Genomic DNA, 21636 nt, shown 5'->3' on the forward strand with positions numbered 1-21636 from the left:
CCTGGCAGGCTGCTAGTATCCCCGGCGCCCGACTGCTACCGGTGATTCGGACTTGCACAAATTGCCCAACAGGAAAGAGCTGAAGTCAGACTTCCACTACGACCTGCCGGAACAGCTGATCGCTCAGTTCCCGCCGGTGGTGCGGGGCACCAGCCGGCTGCTGGAAGTAGGCGCCGATCGGTGCCGCCACCGTGAATTTGATGGACTCACGGAACTCGTCCGACCCGGCGACCTCCTGGTGGTGAACGATACCCGGGTCATCAAAGCCAGGCTGATGGCAGTGAAGGACTCCGGAGGCGCAGCGGAGATCCTGGTTGAGCGGGTGGAATCCGAGTGCCTGGCGCTGTGCCAGGTGAAGGTCAGCAAGTCACTCAAGCAGGGCCGGCTGCTGCATGTGGGGGATCTCGCCTGTGAAGTGCAGGGGCGCTCCGGGGAGTTCTACCGTCTGCTATTCCCCCAGCCGGTTCTGGACGTGCTCGAAACTCACGGTCAGATGCCTCTGCCGCCCTATATTCAGCGCAATCCGGAGGACGAGGATGCGGAACGCTACCAGACCGTCTACAGCGCTTCACCCGGGGCTATCGCCGCGCCTACTGCGGGTCTTCATTTCACCCCCGAACTGCTCGATGCCCTGCGTGGCCGGGGTGCCCGGATTGCCGAGGTGACCCTCCATGTCGGTGCGGGAACCTTTCAACCCGTCCGCGCGGATCGCATCGAAGACCACAGGCTGCACGAGGAGCGCTACTGTGTACCGGAAGCTACGGCGGCGGCGATTGCGCGCACCGCCGCCAGCGGCGGACGTGTCGTGGCAGTCGGGACGACGGTGGTGCGAACACTGGAAGCCGCGAACGCAGGCCGCCACCGGGTCAGGTCAGGCTGGGGGGCGACCGACCTGTTCATCCGGGAAGGCTATGAATTCAAAGTTGTGGATGCGCTTGTCACCAATTTTCATCTGCCGGAGTCGAGTCTGCTCATGCTGGTGTGCGCATTTGCCGGGCACGACCGGGTCATGGCCGCCTACCGGCAGGCAGTTGCGGCCGGCTACCGGTTCTTCAGTTACGGTGATGCGATGTGGCTGACCCGGGAAACAGGAGCACCAGGGTGAGTTTTGAACTGCTGCACACAGAGGGTGCCGCCCGCCGGGGTCGCCTGACGACGGCGCACGGCACGATCGAAACACCGGTGTTCATGCCCTGTGGCACTTACGGCACCGTCAAGGCCATGAGCCCGGAAATGCTGGAGCGCGCGGGCACCCAGATTCTGCTCGGCAATACCTTTCATCTCATGCTGCGACCGGGGGATGAGCGGATCAGATCCTTCGGTGGCCTCCATGAGTTCATGCAGTGGCCGCACCCCATACTGACTGACAGCGGCGGCTTCCAGGTATTCAGCCTGGGCGAACTGCGCAAGATTTCGGAAGAAGGTGTGGTATTCCGTTCACCGATCAATGGCGACAAGGTCACGCTGACACCGGAACGCTCGATCGACGTTCAGCTCAATCTCGGTTCTGACGTGGTGATGGTGTTCGACGAATGCACACCCTATCCCGCGAAAGTCTCCCAGGCCCGGGATTCCATGGAGCTCTCTCTGCGCTGGGCGGCGCGCTGTCGTGATGCTTTCGACGAGTGCGTGCCTGCCCGGGCGGCGGACCGGCCGCTGCTGTTCGGCATCGTGCAGGGTGGCATGCATGCCCAGCTGCGCAGGGAGAGCCTTGCCGGGCTGCTGGAGATCGGCTTCGATGGCTATGCGCTGGGCGGGCTTTCGGTGGGTGAGTCGAAAGCCGAGATGCTCGAAGTGCTCGATGGTATTGCACCCCAGCTGCCCTCTGCAAAACCGCGCTATCTGATGGGGGTGGGCACACCCGCAGACCTGGTGGCGGGGGTGGCAGCGGGCATCGACATGTTCGACTGTGTGATGCCCACGAGAAACGCCCGCAATGGCCATGTTTTTACCTCCCGGGGTGTGCTGAAAATCCGCAATGCCGGACACCGGGAGGATATGGGGCCGCTGGATGCGGACTGTGACTGCTATACCTGCAGCCGCTTCTCCCGCGCCTACCTGCATCATCTCGAGCGCTGTGGCGAAATACTCGGCAGCATGCTGATGACCGAGCACAATCTGCATTACTACCACGGCCTGATGTCCCGTTTGCGCGAGTCTATTGAAACGGGTACATTTCGCAGCCTCACCGAATCCCTCGAAAAAGACTGGAATTCCCACCATGAGCCTGTTTGAAACCACGGCCTACGCGGCTGACGCCGGAGCGCCCGCGGATGCCGGACTGATCAATCTGCTGTTTCTCGGCGGCTTCGTACTGATTTTCTACTTCCTTCTGTGGCGACCCCAGAGCAAGCGCCGCAAAGAACATCAGGCGCTGATGAGCGGCCTGGCGAAGGGCGACGAGGTCGTGACCGCGGGGGGAGTGGTCGGACAGATCAACAAGGTGGAAGATGACTTCGTGAAACTCCAGGTCGCGAAAAACATGGAACTGCGGGTGCAGAAGAGCGCGATCGGAGCCACCCTGCCGAAGGGCACGCTGAAATCGCTTGACGAGGCCTGATCATGGCTAGGACGCCCACCCCGGCAGGCACCAACCTGCTGGGTCTACCCCGGGCGGCCCAGCGCCCCCCGAATACTTCCTCCATCTGGCGCTACCTGTTTATCGCCTTCCTGGTGACGCTGGGTGCGATCTACGCGGCTCCCAATCTGTTTCAGCCGGACAGCGCGCTGCAGTTGCGGGCAATTTCCAGTATCGCTACGGGTGCGGCGGATGAACTCACCCGGGAAGCCCTCGACGAAGCAGTTTCGGCGTTGCGGGTCGGCGGGGTACCGGTCACCGGCTATGAACTGACGGATGGTACGGCGCTGATCCGGGTCGAGAATGACGAGGCGCAACTGCGCGGCCAGGAGATTCTGCGTCGCACGCTCAATGCAGGCGAGCAGCGTTTCGTGATTGCGCTCACCCGGGCGTCCACCATTCCTGCCTGGCTCGTGGACATCGGTGGCAAACAGATGTCACTCGGCCTCGACCTGTCCGGTGGCGTGCACTTCCTGCTGGAAGTGGATATGGCCAAATTTCTCGGCGATCGGATGCTGTCGAATCAGGAGGCGATCCGCGATCTGCTGGTCGAATCCCGTCTGCGCTACACGAACCGGGACTGGGTAAATGGCGCCCAGCTGCGCATCACCTTTCAGGACGCGGCAGCCCGCGACGAGGCCGGTGATCTGATCGGTGAACAGTTCGATCAGTATCTGGTGCAGGCCCGGGACATCGACGGTCAGCCTGGCCTGATTCTGACGATGGCGGAGGACAAGATCCGGGAACTCGAGGATCTCGCCATCACCCAGAACCTCCAGAGCCTCCGCAACCGGGTCAATGAACTCGGTGTCTCGGAACCCCTGGTGCAGCGTCTGGGCCGGTCGCGCATCGTGCTGGATCTGCCCGGCATCCAGGACAGTGCCAGGGCCAAGGAGATCATCAACAAGTTCGCGAACCTGGAATTCCGACTGGTGGCAGGCCCGGGCGCGCGGGCATCCCAGACCGAGCGCCACGAATACAACGGTGCCCCCGTCGATCTGGAAACCCGCAACATCGTCACGGGTGACCAGGTCACCAACGCGCTGCAGGACTTCGATCCCGAGACCGGCCAGCCCCAGGTCAGCATCACCCTGGACAATGACGGCGGCCGTGCGATGAACGAGGTCACCAAGGATAACGTGGGCAACTCCATGGCCATCCTCTTCAAGGAACTGCAGGTGCGAACCCGCACAGTGATGAAGGATGGCGTGGAAACCCAGGTGCCTTATACGGTAGAGCACAAAAGGCTGATCAATGTGGCCACCATTCAATCGGCCCTCGGTTTCCGGTTCCGGATCACCGGGCTGGAGCTCGGTGAGGCGCGGGATCTGGCATTGCTGCTGCGCGCCGGTGCACTTGCGGCACCCATGTATATCGTCGAAGAACGCACGGTCGGCGCGAGTCTCGGCGACGAGAACATCGCCGCCGGCCAGCAGTCGATGCTGATCGGGGTCGCGATCGTGATGCTCTTCATGCTCTTCTACTATCGGATGTTCGGACTCGCCGCCAACCTCGCACTGATGGCGAACGTGATGCTGCTGGTGGCCATCATGTCGGTTCTGGGCGCCACCCTGACGCTGCCCGGTATCGCGGGCATCGTGCTAACCGTCGGTATGGCCGTGGATGCCAACGTGCTGATTTTCTCGCGGATCCGGGAGGAGCTTGTTGAACGTTCTCCCCAGGCTGCCATTCAGGTCGGTTTCGATCGGGCCCTGCTGACCATTCTCGATGCCAACATCACCACTTTCTTCGTCGCCATCATTCTGTTCTCCCTCGGCAGTGGACCGGTGAAAGGCTTCGCGGTGACTCTGGCCATCGGCATCGTAACCTCGGTGTTCACGGCGGTGATGGGGACCCGGGCGCTGGTGAATCTGATGTACGGCGGCCGCAAGCTGGAAAGGTTGAAAATCTGATGCGCGATCTGAAGATTGATTTTCTCGGCATACGCAAGTGGACGATGGGACTGTCCGGCGTGCTGCTGCTGTTCTCGATCGTCGAACTGAGCATGAATGGTCTCAATCTTGGACTCGATTTTACCGGCGGCACCCTGGTGGAAGTGGAATTCGAGGAGTCGGTGGACCCCCAGGACATCCGGCAACTGCTCGCGAGTTCGGGGTACGAAAACGGTGTGGTGCAGTTTTTCGGCACCGATCGGGATCTGCTCATCCGCATGCCGCCGCAAGCGAGTGTGGATCAGGCGCTCCTGGGTGATCAGATTCTTGAAACCCTGCAGAACACTTACCCGAAGGTGGTGCTGCGCCAATCCAACTACGTTGGCCCCGCTGTCGGCGACGAGCTGGTCGAGGATGCGGGACTTGCGGTACTTTCCGCCCTCATCGTGGTAATGCTCTATATCCTGTTCCGGTTCACCAAACAGTTTTCGGCAGGTGCCGTGATCTCTCTGGTTCACGATGTGATCATCACCCTCGGTATTTTCGCGATGATGGGCTGGACGTTCGATCTTTCCGTGCTGGCTGCGGTGCTCGCAGTGATCGGTTATTCCCTGAACGACACCATCGTGGTCTGTGATCGGATCCGGGAGAACTTCCGTACCATCCGCCGTGGCACCACCGAGGAGATCATCAATACCTCGATCAATCAGACCCTGGACCGCACCCTGGTCACCTCGATGACCACCCTGTTCGTGCTGCTTGCACTGCTGATTGCCGGTGGCGAGAGCATCTTCGGTTTTGCGGTGGCGCTGACCATGGGCATCGTGATCGGCACCTATTCCTCCATCTACATCGCTGCGGTGGTACTGCTGCTGATGAAGGTGACCCGGGAAGATCTGATCGTGCCGGAGAAGGAAAACGCCGATAACCCGATGCCTTGAGGTGGCGGCGGAGGCCTGGTCTGATGTCCTGATTCTCTAAGCGGAGGACCTGGAGGAGTTGAGACCCACATGCGGGGGTTGATCGGGGTATGCCAGACCTCGCTCCGGCGCTCCGCGCTGCCCTCCTCAGCCGGCTTGCCCCGGGGCGGGTCAATCCGTCGTCGTCGGCGTCGCTACACGGTCTGGCATACTCCGATCAACCCCCGCATCTGCAGCGCGCTTCCAAGTTCGCCTTAGATAGTGTGTTCTGCCATGTCGAGCGCTTCGCAGCCAGTCGTGAGGGAGGGGATTGCTGGGACCGTGTAGTGCAGCACTGCGGCAGCGGATTGACTCGTGTTCCTCACGAGGTTGGCAGCCTGTTGAAAAAGTCTCGTTTGCTCAGCGCGTCATACGGGGTCTGTGGCAAGGCGGACTCCGCAGGCAATGTTGGTTACCTTGGCAAGGCAACCAACATTGCCTTCGAGGTGCGTCTCGCCAGCCCGCGCGCCAGAACCTCTGAGCTTTCGAGACTTTATCAACAGGCTGCTAGTCCGCAGAGCAGTGGCACCCTGGAAGGGCTGCGTGAGGTCTCAGCAATCCCCTCCCTCACGACTGCGTTCAACAATCCAACCGGCTGGGGAGCCTTGGTCTCAACCACAGCATTCACTTCGAAGGATTCCGCCCGCGGACCCGCAGACGTTTAATCGACGGCGGAGTCGGCCTTAGTCGGCGTGAATGCCGCCCTGTGCCCGGATGCCCTGCACCAGAGCTTTGAACAGCTTCGGATTGGCGGCGACGATGTCACCGCTCTTCATGAAGGACTCACCACCGGAAAAGTCGCCCACGAAGCCGCCCGCTTCCCGGATCAGCAGCACGCCGGCGGCAATGTCCCAGGGCTGCAGGCCCGGCTCCCAGAATCCATCCACCCGGCCGGCAGCGACATAAGCGAGATCCAGTGCGGCAGAACCCAGTCGCCGCACGGCCCGGCAGGTGCCGGTGAAGTGGGCGAGTACGTTCATGTAGCTGTCCAGTCTGGTACCCACGGATCCGGGTGGAATGCCGGTGGAGAGCACCGCTTCGTCCAGCCTGATGGTGTCTGAGACCCGCATGCGCCGGCCGTTGAGCTGTGCGCCCTGGCCCCGGCTGGCCACGAATTCTTCGTTGCGAAGTGGATCGACGATCACGGCGTGTTCGATGTGGCGACCCTTCATGACCGCAATCGAGATGCAGAAATGGGGGATGCCCTGGAGAAAATTGGTGGTGCCATCGAGCGGGTCGATCACCCAGGAGTATTCGCTGCCATTGCTGGCGGCGATCGAAGCGCCCAGTTCTTCACCGGTAATGGCGTGGTCCGGATAGGTCTTGTGAAGCATCTCGGTGATCACTGCTTCCGCGTCCCGGTCCACCTGGGAGACGAAATCGTTGCGCGCCTTGTGTTCCACCTTCACCAGATCGAGTCTGTCGAATGAACGCAGCATCGCCTGGCTCGCCTGCCGGGCGGCGCGAAGTGCGATGTGTGCCATTCCTTCCATAGCTGCGTTCTTGACCTGCTGACCTCGAGGCCGCGGTATCCTAAGGAACCTCCGAACAAGTAGCAATTTTTCGGAAGGGTTCATGAAGGGAGAACGGCGCCCTCGAGGCACCGGTGTGATCAATTGTCGAAGCGAGGCGTGACGGGTGAAGCAGAGTTTGCTGGCGGATGTGCGGATAGTGCTGGTCGAGCCCAGCCATCCCGGCAACATCGGTGGTGTGGCACGGGCGATGAAGACCATGGGTCTGAGTGATCTGGCGCTGGTGAATCCCGGACGATTTCCGGATCCCCAGGCCGAGTGGCGGGCTGCGGGCGCCCAGGATGTGCTCGAATCAGCCCGCGTCTACCCCAGTCTCGATGACGCCCTGGCGGATCGGCAATGGATCGTCGGCACCAGCACCCGGGCCCGGCGCATTCCCTGGCCGGTGGAATCTGCTGAATCAGTGGTTGGCGATCTCCTCAGGCGACTGCCACGGGCCCGCAGCGCCATCCTGTTCGGGCGGGAGACCAGCGGTCTGTCCAATGACGAACTGCAGCGCTGCAATTGCCATCTCGTGATCCCGGCGAATCCCGAATATCCCTCCCTCAATCTGGCGATGGCGGTACAGGTGGTCTGTTATGAGCTGTGCCGTCAGTCCCAGGAAGCCGGGGATGTGGTCACCGCCGGCTGGGACAGGGATCCTGCAAGTGCGGCCCAGACCGAGGCCCTGCTCGAACACTTCGAAAGGGTGCTGGTGGCTTCGGGTTTTCTCGATGCCAGTAATCCGGGGCAGACCATGACCCGCTTCCGGCGTCTGATGACCCGCTTCGAGTTCGATGAAATGGAAGTGCAGATGCTGCGCGGTGTACTGCGCAAGCTGGCCCCGGCCGCCGCCGGGGACTGAGGTGCTTTAGTAGACCGATTTGGTCGGGTATTGCATACTCGCGCTCATGCGACTGACCACAAAAGGGCGATACGCCGTGACTGCCGTGCTGGACATCGCGCTGCATGGCGCTCAGGGTCCGGTGAGTGTCATGGATATCGCCGAGCGACAGGCGATCTCCGCGGCCTACCTGGAACAGCTTTTCAGCAAGCTGAAGAAGTGCGCTCTGCTCGGCAGTGTGCGCGGGCCGGGGGGTGGCTATCAGCTCGAACGCGCCCTCGAAGATATCAGTGTTTCGGAGATCATCACGGCAGTGGGTGATGGCGTCGATGCGACCCGCTGTCATGGTGCAGGGGACTGCCAGGAAGGGGTGATGTGTCTGACCCATGAGCTGTGGACGGATCTGTCCGGTGAAATCGATGGGTTTCTCAAGGACATTTCCCTGGCCGATCTGGTCAGACGACGGGAAATCCGGCACATCGCCCACCGGCAGGATCAGCAGCTGATCCGCGCCCGCCACCTCTGATTTCCCCCCTCAGACCTGCGGTATTAGTAACGGTGACAGACTCCACAGCACCCAAGCCCCGGCAGCCGGCGAAGAGCGTCCGGACAGTGCGCACTCCCGTGTACCTGGACTATGCGGCGACGACACCGGTCGATCCGCGGGTCGCTCAGAAGATGAGCGCCTGCCTGCTGGTGGAAGGCAATTTCGGAAATCCCGCTTCCCGCTCCCATCTCTATGGCTGGCGGGCCGAAGAAGCGGTGGAAGAGGCCCGCACCCAGGTGGCGGCACTGATCAATGCGGATCCCAGGGAGATTGTCTGGACGTCCGGGGCCACCGAGTCGGACAACCTGGCGCTCAAAGGCCTCGCGGATGGGTCCGCGAAGCGCCACATCGTCACCAGCAGCATCGAGCACAAGGCTGTGCTCGACACCTGTGCCTATCTCGAAGGCAAAGGCTTCGAAGTCACCTATCTGACGCCCGGCGGGAACGGGCTGGTCGCTCCCGCACAGGTTGCCGAGGCGTTGCGCCCGGATACGCTGCTGGTCTCCATCATGCACGTCAACAATGAGATTGGTGTGGTGAATGACATCGCGGCAATCGGCGCTCTGTGCCGGAAGGCTGGGGTGCTGATGCATACCGATGCTGCTCAGAGCGCGGGCAAGGTGCTCATCGATGTGCGCACGATGGCGCTGGATATGGTGTCTCTGTCTGCGCACAAAATGTATGGACCCAAGGGCATGGGTGCGCTCTACGTCCGACGCGAGCCGCCCGTGCACCTCACCCCGCTGATTCATGGCGGGGGTCATGAGCGCGGTATGCGCTCCGGCACGCTGGCCACGCATCAGATCGTCGGCATGGGTGAGGCGGCCGCAATCATGGCGCGCAGCATGCAGGAAGAGAACGCCCGCATACTCGAACTGCGCCAGCGTCTGTGGTCACACCTGCGGCAGATCCCGGGCTCGGTACTGCACGGTGATCCGGATCGCAGACTGCCCGGACTCCTGAATGTCGGATTCCCGGGCGTGGATGGCGAAACGCTGTTGCTCGCCCTCGATGATGTGGCGCTGAGCAGCGGTTCCGCCTGTACCTCGGCGAGTGTCGAGCCGAGCTATGTGCTGCGGGCGCTGGGCGTGCCGGATGCACTTGCCCATGCCTCATTGCGTTTCACCCTGGGCCGCTTCAGTACCGCTGAGGAGGTTGATTTCGCCGCCGCCCGGGTGGCTGAGGTGGTGCTCAAACTGCGTGCACGGGAGACCGATCGCGCAGCGACCTGAAAACGGCGTCTTTGGATAGGCGTTCCCCCGCAGCCCTGCACCCGGCAGACGTGCATTTGATCTTGTCGACAAACGCGTATAATACGCGCCCGCTGGCGGGTGTGTTTTCTTGATTTATCAATGACATAGCTGCTCTGGCGGATACAGACAATCAACAATATCAGCAGTTTTAAGTTACAGCGGAGAGTTACATGGCGGTTGAACGCACGTTTTCGATAGTCAAACCCGATGCGGTGGTGCGTAACCACATTGGCGAAATCTACAGCCGGTTCGAAAAGAACGGCCTGGCGATAGTAGCCGCCAAGATGCTGCGCCTGAGTGAAGCGCAGGCCCAGGGGTTTTATGCCGAACACAAAGCCCGCCCCTTCTTCGCAGACCTGGTCGCCTATATGACCTCCGGTCCGGTGATGGTGCAGGTACTCGAAGGCGAAGGTGCGATCCTGAAAAATCGCGAACTCATGGGTGCCACCAATCCGGCGAATGCAGCACCGGGTACGATCCGCGCGGACTTCGCGGAGTCGGTGGAAGCCAATGCCGTGCACGGCTCCGACTCAGCGGAATCCGCAGCGCGGGAGATTGCCTATTTCTTCAAGCCTGAAGAGCTCTGCCCGCGGAGCTGATCGATGACCGCCGCCGCTCCTATGGATACAGCGCAACAGCCCGAACGGGTAAATCTGTTCGGACTGCCTCGCGCAGGGCTGGAAGCGTTCACGGCGATTGTGGATGAGAAACCCTATCGGGCGCACCAGATCATGAAGTGGGCCTACCACCAGCGGGTGCGTGACTTCGCGGAGATGACCAATCTGTCCCGGGCATTCCGCAACTGGCTCGGTGAGCGGTCGTCGTTTGCACTGCCGGAAGTGGTACAGCGTTTCGACTCTGCAGACGGCACGATCAAATGGGTGGTGCGGGTCGGCAATGGTAACTGTGTCGAGATGGTGCTCATTCCGGAGAAGGGTCGGAACACACTCTGTGTATCGTCTCAGGTGGGCTGCATGCTCGACTGTACGTTCTGTTCCACCGGCAAACAGGGATTCAACGGCAATCTGAGTGCTGCGGAGATCGTCGGCCAGGTCTGGCTGGCGAATGAGGCGCTGCTGGAGCGTGGTGAGACAGTCACCAATGTGGTGTTCATGGGCATGGGTGAGCCCCTGCTCAACTTCGACGCTGTGCTCAGCGCCGCACAGCTGATGATGGACGATCTGGCTTTCGGACTGTCGAAACGCCGGGTGACCGTGAGCACTGCGGGTGTGGTACCAGGCATCTATCGACTTGCGGAGACCACCGACGTGTCTCTGGCAATTTCCCTGCATGCGCCCAACGACGCATTGCGTGACACCCTGGTGCCGCTGAATCGCAAGTACCCCATCGATGAACTGCTGAAGGCCTGCAGACACTATGTCGGCACATTGGGTGATAAGCGTTCGCTGACCATGGAGTACACCCTCATGAAAGGGGTCAACGACTCCCTGGAACTGGCTCGGGAGCTGGCCGATCTGCTCAGAGATGTACGCTGCAAGATCAATCTGATTCCGTTCAATCCTTTTCCTGCCTCGGGCTTCGAGAGACCCGACGCGGAGACGGTGCGGGATTTTCAGACCTATCTGATGAATGCCGGCTATGCCACCATGCTGCGCACCACCCGGGGTGACGATATCAGTGCCGCCTGTGGTCAGCTGGTAGGCAATGTTGCGGATCGCACCCGGCGTCAGGCGCGATATCTCGCGCGAGTTCGAGCGGAGGAAGTTGGATGAGCACAGCCCGAGACGCCATGACGGCAACCCTGATTCGAGGCAGGCAGGTGCTGGCTGGCCTGTTCTGCCTGGTTTTGCTGGGAGGCTGTGTCACCCAGAGCACCGGTGGTCTTCCGGATCCCGGCACGACCGAGGAGCGCGTGCAGGCCCAGTTGCAGCTCGCCCGTGGCTACATCGAAACCGGCAAGAACGATCAGGCTCGGCGCCCGCTCAACAAAGCGCTGCGCATAGATCCGAAGTCGGTCGAAGCGCACGTGCTGCTGGCGCTCATCTACGAAATGGAAGGTGAGAATGTACTGGCGGAGAAGCACTTCAAGCAGGCGCTCGGCTACGACCCGCGCAATTCCCAGGCACTGAACAATTACGGATCCTTTCTCTATGCGCGCGGGCGCTACAGTGAGGCGGTGGATCGCTTCCGGGTGCTGGTGAAGGACACCAACTACCGGGCGCGCCCCCAGGCTTACGAGAACCTCGGATTCGCGGAACTGCGTGCCGGTCAGACGGCTGCGGCAAAAGACTCCTTCAGCCGGGCGCTGCAGCTCAATCCCACCCAGCCCCGCTCCAGTCTCGAGCTTGCCCAGATTCACTATGACAACCGGGACCTGCTCGCGGCCCAGGAAAATTACGATGCATTCCGCACCCAGTCGCGGCAGACGGCACGGAGCCTGTGCCTGGGTATGAAGCTGGCACACAGGTCTGGAAATACCGACCAGTTGGCCAGCTACAGCCTGGCTTTGAAGAATCTGTTCCCGGACTCGGTTGAGGCCAGGGAATGTGAGGTGGGTGGTTGATGCGCCCGGGTGGTTTGTCGAGCAGGGCAGGCGGGTGACTGAAGTCCCTCCCCAGTCGGATCCGGCGGGCACAACGCCCGGTCCGGAATCCGGCTCTGTGCAGGCCGCGGAGCCAGGTCCTGGCGCGCTGCTGCTGGCGGCCCGGGAACATCTGGGCGTGAGCACACAGGAGGTTGCAGATGAGCTGAAACTGCCGACCCATGTGATCGAAGCCCTCGAGAATGATGACTATGTGCGCATGCCGCCCAGTGTCTTCAGCCGTGGCTATCTGCGCTCCTACGCCCGGCTGCTGGACCTGGATCCGGAAGTGCTGCTGAAGCTCTACCCTCAGTTGAGCCAGGAACCCGAGCTGAGCACCCAGGTCGCCGTGGTGCCGTTCTGGCAGAAGATGGATATGGTGCAGATTGCCGCCATCATCGGAGTCGTGCTCGTGGTGCTGCTGGTGGTCCTGTCTCTGCTGTTCGGCGACGCGGAGGAAGAAGCCTCGGACAGCCCGGCGCTGGAACAGATCGAGGGGGCGCCCGCAGCGGCAGCAGTGGACCCTGCAATCGGCAGCACGACGACTGTTCCGGTTGCCGATGTCCCTGCCGGGACGAAGGTTCAACCGGAGGTCAATACCGATTCTGCGGAAGATGTGATCAGGGTAGAGGTTGAGGAAGAGGTGCCGCGACCCCCCACCTCAGTAAACAGGACATCCCGCGCGGCTGAGGTGCCGCGACCCCCCGCCTCAGTAAACAGGACATCCCGCGCGGCTGAGGTGCCGGCAGCCGATCTCCCCGGTCCTGCATCGGCCAGCGAAGTCAGTGACCCGCCGGCTCCGGTTCCGCTGTCTGCCGGTGTGCGCAGAATTACAGCGGCCGGTGACGACCGTCTGACGTTGACGTTCAGTGCGGATTGCTGGGTAGAGGTACGGTCACTCGATGGCGGGAATCTCTACAGCGACCTCAACCGGTCGGGCCGTACACTCGAACTGGTCGGGCGGGGTCCCTTCCGCGTTCGCCTCGGGTACGCGCCGGGTGTCGAACTCAGTTTTAACGGTGAGCGCGTACCGCTGGCGGCGCGTACTCGCAACAACGTCGCCAACCTGGTGCTCGGCCAGTAGTCGCCGGGGTGCGGTAGATGTCCATTCAGGCAGTCAGAGGCATGCGCGACGTGTTGCCAGAAGAGGCAAGACGCTGGCAGCGCGTTGAGTCCGGCATTCTCTCGGTGCTGCGCAGTTTTGCCTATGAAGAAGTCCATCTGCCACTGCTGGAGTTCACCGAGCTGTTCAGCCGGGGTGTGGGGGAAGCCACCGACATCGTCGAGAAGGAAATGTACAGCCTTGCGGATCGGGACGGCGACAGTCTCACGCTGCGTCCGGAAGGCACAGCGGGCTGCGTGCGCATGCTGCAGCAGCATGGCCTGCTGTTCAATCAGACCCAGCGTGTGTTTTATCGTGGCCCCATGTTCCGCTACGAACGGCCCCAGAAGGGCCGTTACCGGCAGTTCTATCAGATCGGGGCTGAAGCTTTCGGTCTGTCGGGCCCGGATGTGGATGCCGAACTCATCGCCCTGGCATGGCAATGCTGGCAGGCGCTGGGTATCGCCTCCGATGTGCGGCTCGAGATCAACTCTCTGGGCTCAGCGGAGAGCCGGCGTCGCTATCGCGAGGCCCTGGTCGGCTATCTGACGCCTTATAAGCGTGAACTGGATGCGGACAGTCAGCGCCGGCTCGACACCAATCCGCTGCGTATTCTCGACTCCAAAGCCGAGCGCACCCGGGACATTCTGGTGCAGGCCCCATCGCTGCAGGATTTTGTGGATCAGGAAAGCCGCGAACACTTCGATGGTCTGTGCGGACTGCTCAACGAACTGCAGATCCCCTGGCAGCACAACGGGCAGCTTGTCCGCGGGCTCGATTACTACACCCACAGCGTGTTCGAGTGGGTGACCGATGCGCTGGGTTCCCAGGGGACGATCTGTGCCGGTGGACGCTACGACGGTCTTGTCGAACAACTGGGCGGCCGGCCGACGCCCGGGGTCGGTTTTGCCCTGGGTCTGGAACGCGCCCTGCTGCTGCACGAACAGCGCCAGAGCATTGGCGATGAAGTAGCAGACGTTTATCTGTGCGTACTGGAGCCAGCCCAGCAGGGCTGGGCGTTCAATATCGCGCAGAAGTTGCGTGACCAGTTGCCAGCACTCAGAATTCGCGTCCACGCCGGGGGCGGCAAACTGAAGAATCAGCTGCGCCGAGCGGATGCGAGCGGGGCGAACTGGGCACTCATCGTGGGTGAGGAGGAAGCGCGCGCCGGTAAGGTCAGCGTGAAACCGCTGCGTGCTACTGCCGGTGCCGAAGTCCGAACGGATCAGCAGACCGTCGGGCTCGAAGCACTGGTGCAACTGTTATCGAATTGAGGAGACGAGCTTGTCGGATTATCTGACAGACGAAGAACAACTCGCCAAGTTGAAAGGCTGGTGGGAATCCAATGGCATGGCGCTGATCGGAGCGGTGGTGGTGGCCGTTGCCGGTGTGGTGGGCTGGCGCTGGTACAGTGACAGCACCGCCGAGCAGATCGCCCGGGCGTCAGACCTCTACGCTGACTTTCTGGTTGCCGAGGGCGCGGAACAGCAGTCGATTCTGGACACCATGGCCCGGGAGCTGCCCGACAGCACCTATCTGAGTTTCGCGATTCTCGCCGAGGCACACGATCGGGTGATTGCAGAGGATTATCCCGCGGCCGAGGCGGCTCTGCGCCGGGCGCTGGCCACAAATCCAGAGCGGGTGGTGGCTGATCTGATCCGGGTGCGACTCGGCCGCGTGCTGCAGCAGCTCGACCGCAGCGACGAAGCGCTCGAGGTGCTCGGTGCGGTACGCAGCGCGGGCTTCCGCCCTCAGGTGGCCGAACTCAAAGGCGATATTCATCTCGCTCGAGGCGAAAAGCGTCTCGCCCATGAAGCCTACAAGGCTGCGCTGGCCGATCTGCCGGACGGATCTCAGAAGCCGCTGCTCGAACTGAAAGCGGCGGACACGGCAGAAGCGGATGACGCGTAACCTCGGACTCATCGTCATGCTGTTGCTGCTCGGCGGCTGCAGCTGGTTCTCCTGGTTGCCCTGGGTGGGGGATTCGGAGAAAGACGCGGAAAAGGCGCTGCTGAAACCTGCGCCGCTGACCAAGTATGAAGCCACGGTGAACGTCCGCCGGTTGTGGAAGGCGGGTGTCGGTGACGGCCTGGGTCGGAAATATCTGAAGCTGCAGCCGGCGTTGCTCGCAGATCGTATCTATGCGGCTGACGGCTATGGCCGGCTGGAAGCCTTCGATCGATTCACCGGCAAGCGTCAATGGCGGGTGCAGTTGCCTGATGAGTCCGGTGGCGGGTTCCTGTCGGGATTCAATTTTATCGATCGAGCCGATCCGAGCTTTGTCAGCGGCGGTGTCGGTGCCGGTGCCGGCATGGTGTTTCTGGGTACTACCGATGGTGAGGTGATCGCCTTCTCCGCAGCGGATGGTGAAGAACGCTGGCGCACCCGTGTGGACAGTGAAGTACTCGCACCGCCGGTAACCGGCCAGAACCTCGTGTTTGTTCAGACCATCGATGGCAGTCTGGTCGCACTGGAAGCCCGGACCGGGGCGATCCGCTGGGAACTGGATAACCAGGTCCCGGTGCTGACCCTGCGCGGCACGTCGACCCCCGTTTACACAGACGGTGTGGTTTATGCGGGATTCGCCGACGGTAAACTGCTGGCCGTCAAGGCCGACAAAGGTGAGCCCGCCTGGGAGCACCGGGTGATGCTTCCGGAAGGGCGCTCGGAACTCGATCGCATGGTGGATGTGGATGCCACCCCGCTGATCGATGGCCCCCTCATTTACGTGGTGTCCTATCAGGGCAACATCCAGGGCCTGCGACGCTCAGACGGCGCACTGCTCTGGGAACAGAAGATGTCGAGTTTCCTCGACCTGGACATGGGTTACGGTCAGATCTATGTGGTGGATCAGGACGACACGGTGATCGCCATTGATCGCCAGACCGCCGAGATTGTCTGGAGTCTGAAGGATCTCGCCCGTCGCCGCCTGAGTGCCCCGGTGGCATTCAGCAATTACATTGCGGTGACCGACGACGAAGGCTACCTCCACATCATCGCCCAGAGCGACGGGCGGCTGCTCGGGCGCCGCAAGCTCGATGGCGATGGGGTTCGCTCCCGGATGGTGTACGCCGACGGCACGCTCTACGCCCTGGGCAACTCGGGCTCCCTGCAGGCGCTCGAGGTTGTGATCAAGTAGTGCACGGGAGCGCCACGCTCGCCCTGGTGGGGCGCCCGAACGTGGGCAAGTCCACGCTCTTCAATCGCCTCACCCGTCGCCGTGATGCGCTGGTTGCAGATGTGCCCGGCCTGACCCGTGATCGTCGCTATGGCCGAGCCGAACTCGCCGGGTGCACCGTCACGCTCATCGACACCGGTGGCCTGCTCGGAGATGCGGGTGCCATCACCGGCGCCCTCGAAGCTCAGGCCCAGATGGCGCTGGAAGAGAGCGATGTGATTCTGTTTCTGGTCGACGCGCGGGACGGGCTGACCGTGGGGGATCACGAGATTGCCTCGCGTCTGCGACGTCTCGATAAGCCCGTTGTTTTGCTTGTCAATAAGATCGACGCGGTCAACGAGGCGCTGGTCGCCGGCGAGTTTGCCGCCGTCGGGTGGCCGATGGTGCTGATAGCTGCCAGTCATGGGCGGGGTCTCGATGATCTGGAAGAGGCTGTGGCGCAGGAGCTGACTGCCCTCAACCGGACGGATGATTTCGACGCTTCGGAACTGCCTGCAGGATCCGGCGGAGATGCTGATCCGGATGACCCGGATGCCGATGCACAGGATCTCATCCGGGTTGCCATCATCGGTCGGCCGAATGTCGGGAAATCCACTCTGATCAACCGTCTGCTCGGCGAAGAGCGACAGCTCGTGTTCGATGGCGGGGGAACCACCCGGGATGCCATATCCATCCCTTTCGAGAAAGGTGGCCAGCGGTACCTGCTCATCGATACCGCCGGTGTCCGTCGTAAGGGTAAGACCGAAGGCATTGCGGAAAAATTCTCAGTGGTGAAATCCCTGCAGGCGATCGAGGAGGCCCACGTGGTGATCCTTGTCATGGATGGCACCGAAGGCGTGGTGGACCAGGATCTGCATCTTCTGGGCTATGCGGTCGAAGCGGGCACCGGAATTCTGGTCGCGGTCAACAAGTGGGACGGGCTGACCCCTGGAGACCGGGAGGAGGTCAATCGCTCCATCGATCGCAAACTCAACTTTGCGCCCTGGATTCCCGTGATGCATATCTCTGCCCTGCACGGCACCGGCGTGGGCCATCTGCTCGATGAGGTACAGCTCATCTACCGTGCCGGTGCATTCGATGTAAGCACCACCCGGCTGACTCAGCTGCTCGAGGCCATGGTGGAAGCGCATTCACCACCGAGCGTGCGTGGTCGGGCAGTCAAGCTGCGCTTTGCGCACAAGGCGGGCGAGCATCCTCCGCGAATCCGCATTCATGGCAACCAGACCCGCTCGGTACCTGCCAGCTACATCCGTTATCTGGAAAACGGTTATCGCGAGGCCCTGCGGCTGGTCGGCAATCCGGTGCACATCGAACTGAAGACCGGCGACAATCCCTTCGCAGGCAGGAAGAACGAACTCACCCGGCGCCAGCAGCAGCGCCGCAAACGGGTCATTTCCCACCATCGGAAGGGGCGCTGAGCGGCGCGGTTTCCAGGTTCCCCTCCGGGCCCCGGGGTGCAGGTGTCTCTGCAAACAGTGACATGAACAGCACCGGGTCCACCCGATTGCCGTTGAGGCTCACAGACCAGTGCAGATGCGGTCCCGTCACCCGCCCTGTCGCACCGACACGGCCCAGTCGATTTCCCCGTGCCACGGTCTGTCCATCGGCGACTTCGATTGCACTGAGGTGACAGTACATGGTGATCAGGCCGCCGCCGTGGTCAAGAAACACGCTGTTGCCGTTGAAGTAGAAGTCTCCGGTCAGAGAGACGGTCCCGGGTGCAGGGGCGAGAATGGGCGTGCCGGTGTCCGCAGCAATATCGAGACCGCTGTGTGGGTTGCGCGGCTGGCCATTGAGCACCCGGCGACGCCCGAAGGAACTCGACAGTGGACCGGCAACGGGCTGCAGAAAAGGTGTGAGCTGCGCCGGTGAGGGCGTGAAGCGCAGATACTGGGCACTCATCAGCGCGCTTTCACTGCGGATGCGTTCGAGATCCTCCGGGTGAGGATCGACCATCCGCTGATTCTCGATGGTCAGGTGCTGTTCCGTGTACTGCCTGTCCTGCACTTCGAAATGCCGGATCTCGGTGCTGCCATCCCGGCGTTCGATTCTCAGTTTGTGGGTGCCCGGTGCAGCGCTCAGTGGAATGCCGACAAAAGCCACACCATTGACGATCAGCACCGGCCGGTTCTGATAGCGCACAGCTGCGGTGTCCGGCTGCAGCGGCTGCAGATGAATACCGCCCGGTACGCTGTCGGCCAGTGCTGTTTCGGCCGAGGTGAATCCGGCCAGCAGTATGGTGATCTGCTGCAGGAATCTGAGTGTCCGGTGCAGGGCAATCATGAGTCTGGTGTTTCCTGTGCGGTTAAAGGTGCCAGCAGTCGACCACCCGGTTCCGTGGCGCGGACTTCCACCGCAAGTGTGCCGTCGGTCAGGTACGCCTGGAGTTGATCGCCCGCTGCGATGCCTTTGACACTGGTAACCGGTTGTCGGTTCGGCCGGGTCAGCACGGCATAGCCCCGATCCAGAGTCTGCAGCGGGCTGACTGCCTGGAGTGCGCGGGCTCGCCCGGCCAGCTGCAGTTGCTGGCGCTGAAGGCTGCGTGTCATCGATGTGTTCAAAGTCCGGAGTAGCCCGCCGAGGCTCTGCTGCAGACTGGCGATCTGCCTGGCCGGCTGCAGCACAGACAGGGCGTGGTGGGCGCTGTCGAGGCGGCGGGTGAGGTGTCGCTGCTGATGCAGCCAGGCCCGCTGCAGTCGACCTTCGAGATCGTCGGAGCGCTGCATCAGTGCCTGCAATCGCTGCCGTGGATCGATCAGACGCGCCCGCTGATGTGCGAGCAGCTGGGCCCGGTAGCGCAACTCCTGGTGCAGCGCGCGCCCCAGACCCAGGGCGCGCTGGCGCAGCACAGCGGCAATTTCCTCGCGGCTGGGTGTGAGAATTTCGGCACCGGCGGAGGGTGTGGGCGCGCGCTGGTCGGCCACGAAGTCCGCGATTGTGAAATCCGTCTGATGACCGATGGCGGAGACCACCGGGTGGGCGCAGGCGGCGATGGCCCGGGCCACCGATTCCAGGTTGAACGTCCAAAGATCTTCGAGTGATCCGCCACCCCGGGTCAGCAGCACCACATCCGTATCCAGGTCACCGGCACGCTTCAGGGCGGCGATGACCTGCGCCTCAGCAGCGTCCCCCTGCACTGCGACCGGGATCAGGGTGACCGGCAGGGCTGGGAAACGCCGCTCGATCACATGGAGCACGTCGCGCAGGGCGGCGCCACTGCGGGAAGAAATGATCGTCAGATGGCGCGGCCAGCGGGGCAGGGCACGTTTACGCGAATCATCAAACAGGCCGGCTTCGGCCAGTCGGGCCTTCAGGGCTTCGAACGCCGCCCGCAGTGCACCTTCGCCGGCGGGCTCCAGCTGATCTGCGATGAGCTGGAAGTCGCCGCGGGGTTCGTAGAGGGACACCCGGCCCCGTACCAGTACCTGCAGACCGTCCCGCACCGGGATACGCACATGGCGATTGCGGCCGGCGAACATGGCGCAGCGGATCTGGGCTGAATCGTCCTTGAGAGTGAAATACCAGTGACCGGAACCCGGTTGCCGGAAATTCGACAGCTCGCCCTCCACCCGCACCTCACCGAGACGTTCTTCGAGCAGTACCCGGGCCTGGCGGGTGAGCTGACTGACGGTAAAAACGTCCGTGGCATCGGCTTGCGCGAGTAATTTATCGAGCATTTCCTGTACAGACATGACCGGGGGGTGCCTGAGTTTACATGACTGGGGTCGGCCTATAGAATGCCGGTTTTGCGGAGTCCCAAATGTTGCGTATCGTTGATGACGCGCTGACCTTCGACGACGTTCTTCTGCTTCCTGCCTTCTCCAATGTCCTGCCCTCCGAAGTCTCCCTGGAGACCCGGCTCACCCGCGACATCCGTCTGAACATTCCGCTGATGTCGTCTGCAATGGACACGGTCACCGAAGCGCGGCTGGCGATCGCCATTGCCCAGGAAGGTGGCATCGGTGTAGTGCACAAGAACATGTCGATCGAACGCCAGGCGCGGGAAGTGCGGGCGGTGAAGAAACACGAAAGCGGCATCATCCGCGATCCGATCACCATTCATCCCGATGAAACCGTCGCCAAGCTGATCGAGCTCACACTCGAACACAAGATCTCCGGCGTGCCGGTGGTCGATGGCAACGCCCTGGTGGGTATCATCACCGGCCGCGATGTGCGCTTTCAGCGCCGCATGGATGCCAAGGTGCGGGAAGTGATGACCCCGCGGGACAAGCTGGTCACGGCCCGTGAAGACGCCAGTTTCGATGAGATCACCGATCTGCTGCATGAACATCGAATCGAGAAGGTTCTGCTCATCAATTCGGCCTTCGAGTTACGCGGCATGGTGACGGTAAAAGACATCAACAAGGCCAAAGCCTACCCGGCTGCCTGCAAAGACGGTCAGGGTCAGCTCAGAGTCGGTGCCAGTGTCGGCACCAGCGCAGACACGGACGACCGGGTTGCCGCACTGGTGGAAGCCGGCGTCGACGTGCTGGTGGTGGACACCGCCCACGGCCACTCACAGCGGGTGCTCGACCGCATCAGCTGGATCAAACAGCGTTTTCCCGATCTGTCGGTGATCGGCGGCAATGTGGCCACCCGGGATGGCGCCAAGGCACTGCTCGCCGCGGGTGTGGATGCGGTGAAAGTCGGCATCGGTCCCGGCTCTATCTGTACGACACGCCTCGTCACCGGAATCGGTGTCCCCCAGGTCACCGCAATTGCCGCAGCAGCGGAGGCGGCCCATGCGGAGGGTGTGCCGGTAATCGCAGACGGTGGTGTGCGCTACTCGGGCGATATTGCCAAGGCCATCGCGGCGGGTGCCAGTGTGGTGATGGTAGGCAGTCTGCTCGCCGGCACCGACGAAGCACCCGGTGAGGTCGAGCTCTATCAGGGACGCACCTACAAGTCGTATCGGGGCATGGGTTCGCTGGGTGCGATGGCCGAGTCCTATGGATCGAGTGACCGTTACTTTCAGGAAGCCGAAGGCGATCATCGCAAGCTGGTGCCGGAAGGTGTGGAAGGCCGGGTCGCCTATCGCGGACCGGTGGGCCCCATCGTGCATCAGCTGATGGGCGGACTGCGGGCCTCCATGGGTTACACGGGTTGCGCTGACATCGAGATCCTGCGTACCCAGCCCAAATTCGTGCGGGTCAGTGCGGCCAGCATGGCGGAGAGCCACGTGCACGATGTCGCGATTACCAAAGAAGCCCCCAATTATCCGGTGAGCTAG

General features: G+C 62.2%; 20 protein-coding genes. 17 read left to right on the plus strand and 3 right to left on the minus strand.

Translation table 11 applies throughout. The annotated features are described in order from the left end of the window. The first annotated feature begins 61 nt into the window (after positions 1-61). From queA to secF, 5 genes are read left to right on the plus strand one after another with little or no spacing between them, the layout of a single operon-like run. On the plus strand, positions 62-1105 hold the full coding sequence (gene queA, locus R3E82_03110) for a tRNA preQ1(34) S-adenosylmethionine ribosyltransferase-isomerase QueA (GenBank protein MEZ5549857.1): 1044 nt from the start codon (positions 62-64) through the stop codon (positions 1103-1105). Beyond that, complete coding sequence (gene tgt / locus R3E82_03115) at positions 1102-2235, plus strand: tRNA guanosine(34) transglycosylase Tgt (GenBank protein ID MEZ5549858.1); 1134 nt, start codon at positions 1102-1104, stop codon at positions 2233-2235. Before queA ends, tgt begins: the two co-directional genes overlap by 4 nt. Then, positions 2222-2560 carry a preprotein translocase subunit YajC gene (yajC, locus tag R3E82_03120; protein ID MEZ5549859.1) on the plus strand — a complete coding sequence of 113 codons (339 nt, stop codon included), beginning with the start codon at positions 2222-2224 and terminating at the stop codon, positions 2558-2560. The genes tgt and yajC overlap by 14 nt, the downstream gene beginning before the upstream one ends. 2 nt (positions 2561-2562) lie before the next feature. Next, complete coding sequence (secD, locus tag R3E82_03125) at positions 2563-4491, plus strand: protein translocase subunit SecD (protein MEZ5549860.1); 1929 nt, start codon at positions 2563-2565, stop codon at positions 4489-4491. Continuing rightward, positions 4491-5411: a protein translocase subunit SecF gene (gene secF / locus R3E82_03130; GenBank protein ID MEZ5549861.1), complete on the plus strand. Its 921-nt coding sequence runs from the start codon at positions 4491-4493 to the stop codon at positions 5409-5411. The genes secD and secF overlap by 1 nt, the downstream gene beginning before the upstream one ends. A gap of 701 nt (positions 5412-6112) precedes the next feature. Here the strand turns inward: secF and R3E82_03135 are convergent. Continuing rightward, positions 6113-6922, minus strand: a complete 810-nt coding sequence (locus R3E82_03135) for an inositol monophosphatase family protein (protein ID MEZ5549862.1) — start codon at positions 6920-6922, stop codon at positions 6113-6115. A 145-nt stretch (positions 6923-7067) separates the two neighbouring features. Here R3E82_03135 and R3E82_03140 point away from each other — a divergent pair, with 145 nt between their 5' ends. From R3E82_03140 to der, 11 genes are all read left to right on the plus strand, one after another. Then, entirely contained in the window at positions 7068-7805 is a 738-nt protein-coding gene (locus R3E82_03140) for an RNA methyltransferase (GenBank protein ID MEZ5549863.1), read from the plus strand. 46 nt (positions 7806-7851) lie between these two features. Next, positions 7852-8310, plus strand: a complete 459-nt coding sequence (locus R3E82_03145) for an Rrf2 family transcriptional regulator (protein ID MEZ5549864.1) — start codon at positions 7852-7854, stop codon at positions 8308-8310. A gap of 86 nt (positions 8311-8396) precedes the next feature. Continuing rightward, on the plus strand, positions 8397-9563 hold the full coding sequence (locus tag R3E82_03150) for an IscS subfamily cysteine desulfurase (GenBank protein MEZ5549865.1): 1167 nt from the start codon (positions 8397-8399) through the stop codon (positions 9561-9563). A 191-nt stretch (positions 9564-9754) separates the two neighbouring features. After that, positions 9755-10183, plus strand: coding sequence for a nucleoside-diphosphate kinase (gene ndk / locus R3E82_03155; protein ID MEZ5549866.1), 429 nt, complete (start codon positions 9755-9757; stop codon positions 10181-10183). Between the two features lie 3 nt (positions 10184-10186). Beyond that, positions 10187-11317 (plus strand): 23S rRNA (adenine(2503)-C(2))-methyltransferase RlmN, encoded by a 1131-nt coding sequence (gene rlmN / locus R3E82_03160; protein ID MEZ5549867.1) that lies wholly within the window; start codon positions 10187-10189, stop codon positions 11315-11317. Continuing rightward, complete coding sequence (pilW, locus tag R3E82_03165; GenBank protein ID MEZ5549868.1) at positions 11314-12108, plus strand: type IV pilus biogenesis/stability protein PilW; 795 nt, start codon at positions 11314-11316, stop codon at positions 12106-12108. The genes rlmN and pilW overlap by 4 nt, the downstream gene beginning before the upstream one ends. Before the next feature lie 34 nt (positions 12109-12142). Next, entirely contained in the window at positions 12143-13210 is a 1068-nt protein-coding gene (locus R3E82_03170; GenBank protein MEZ5549869.1) for a DUF4115 domain-containing protein, read from the plus strand. Positions 13211-13227: 17 nt separating this feature from the next. Further along, entirely contained in the window at positions 13228-14502 is a 1275-nt protein-coding gene (gene hisS, locus R3E82_03175; GenBank protein ID MEZ5549870.1) for a histidine--tRNA ligase, read from the plus strand. Between the two features lie 10 nt (positions 14503-14512). Beyond that, positions 14513-15139: a tetratricopeptide repeat protein gene (locus R3E82_03180; GenBank protein ID MEZ5549871.1), complete on the plus strand. Its 627-nt coding sequence runs from the start codon at positions 14513-14515 to the stop codon at positions 15137-15139. Then, complete coding sequence (bamB, locus tag R3E82_03185) at positions 15129-16367, plus strand: outer membrane protein assembly factor BamB (protein MEZ5549872.1); 1239 nt, start codon at positions 15129-15131, stop codon at positions 16365-16367. The genes R3E82_03180 and bamB overlap by 11 nt, the downstream gene beginning before the upstream one ends. Continuing rightward, entirely contained in the window at positions 16367-17824 is a 1458-nt protein-coding gene (gene der, locus R3E82_03190; GenBank protein MEZ5549873.1) for a ribosome biogenesis GTPase Der, read from the plus strand. The genes bamB and der overlap by 1 nt, the downstream gene beginning before the upstream one ends. Here the strand turns inward: der and R3E82_03195 are convergent. Then, a complete protein-coding gene (locus R3E82_03195; GenBank protein MEZ5549874.1) occupies positions 17796-18689 on the minus strand; it encodes a peptidoglycan DD-metalloendopeptidase family protein in 894 nt (297 codons plus the stop codon). The genes der and R3E82_03195 overlap by 29 nt on opposite strands. Continuing rightward, complete coding sequence (gene xseA / locus R3E82_03200; GenBank protein ID MEZ5549875.1) at positions 18686-20098, minus strand: exodeoxyribonuclease VII large subunit; 1413 nt, start codon at positions 20096-20098, stop codon at positions 18686-18688. The genes R3E82_03195 and xseA overlap by 4 nt, the downstream gene beginning before the upstream one ends. Positions 20099-20166: 68 nt before the next feature. Here xseA and guaB point away from each other — a divergent pair, with 68 nt between their 5' ends. After that, positions 20167-21636, plus strand: coding sequence for an IMP dehydrogenase (gene guaB / locus R3E82_03205; protein ID MEZ5549876.1), 1470 nt, complete (start codon positions 20167-20169; stop codon positions 21634-21636).

Source organism: Pseudomonadales bacterium (assembly GCA_041395945.1).
Lineage (GTDB): Bacteria > Pseudomonadota > Gammaproteobacteria > Pseudomonadales > Azotimanducaceae > SZUA-309.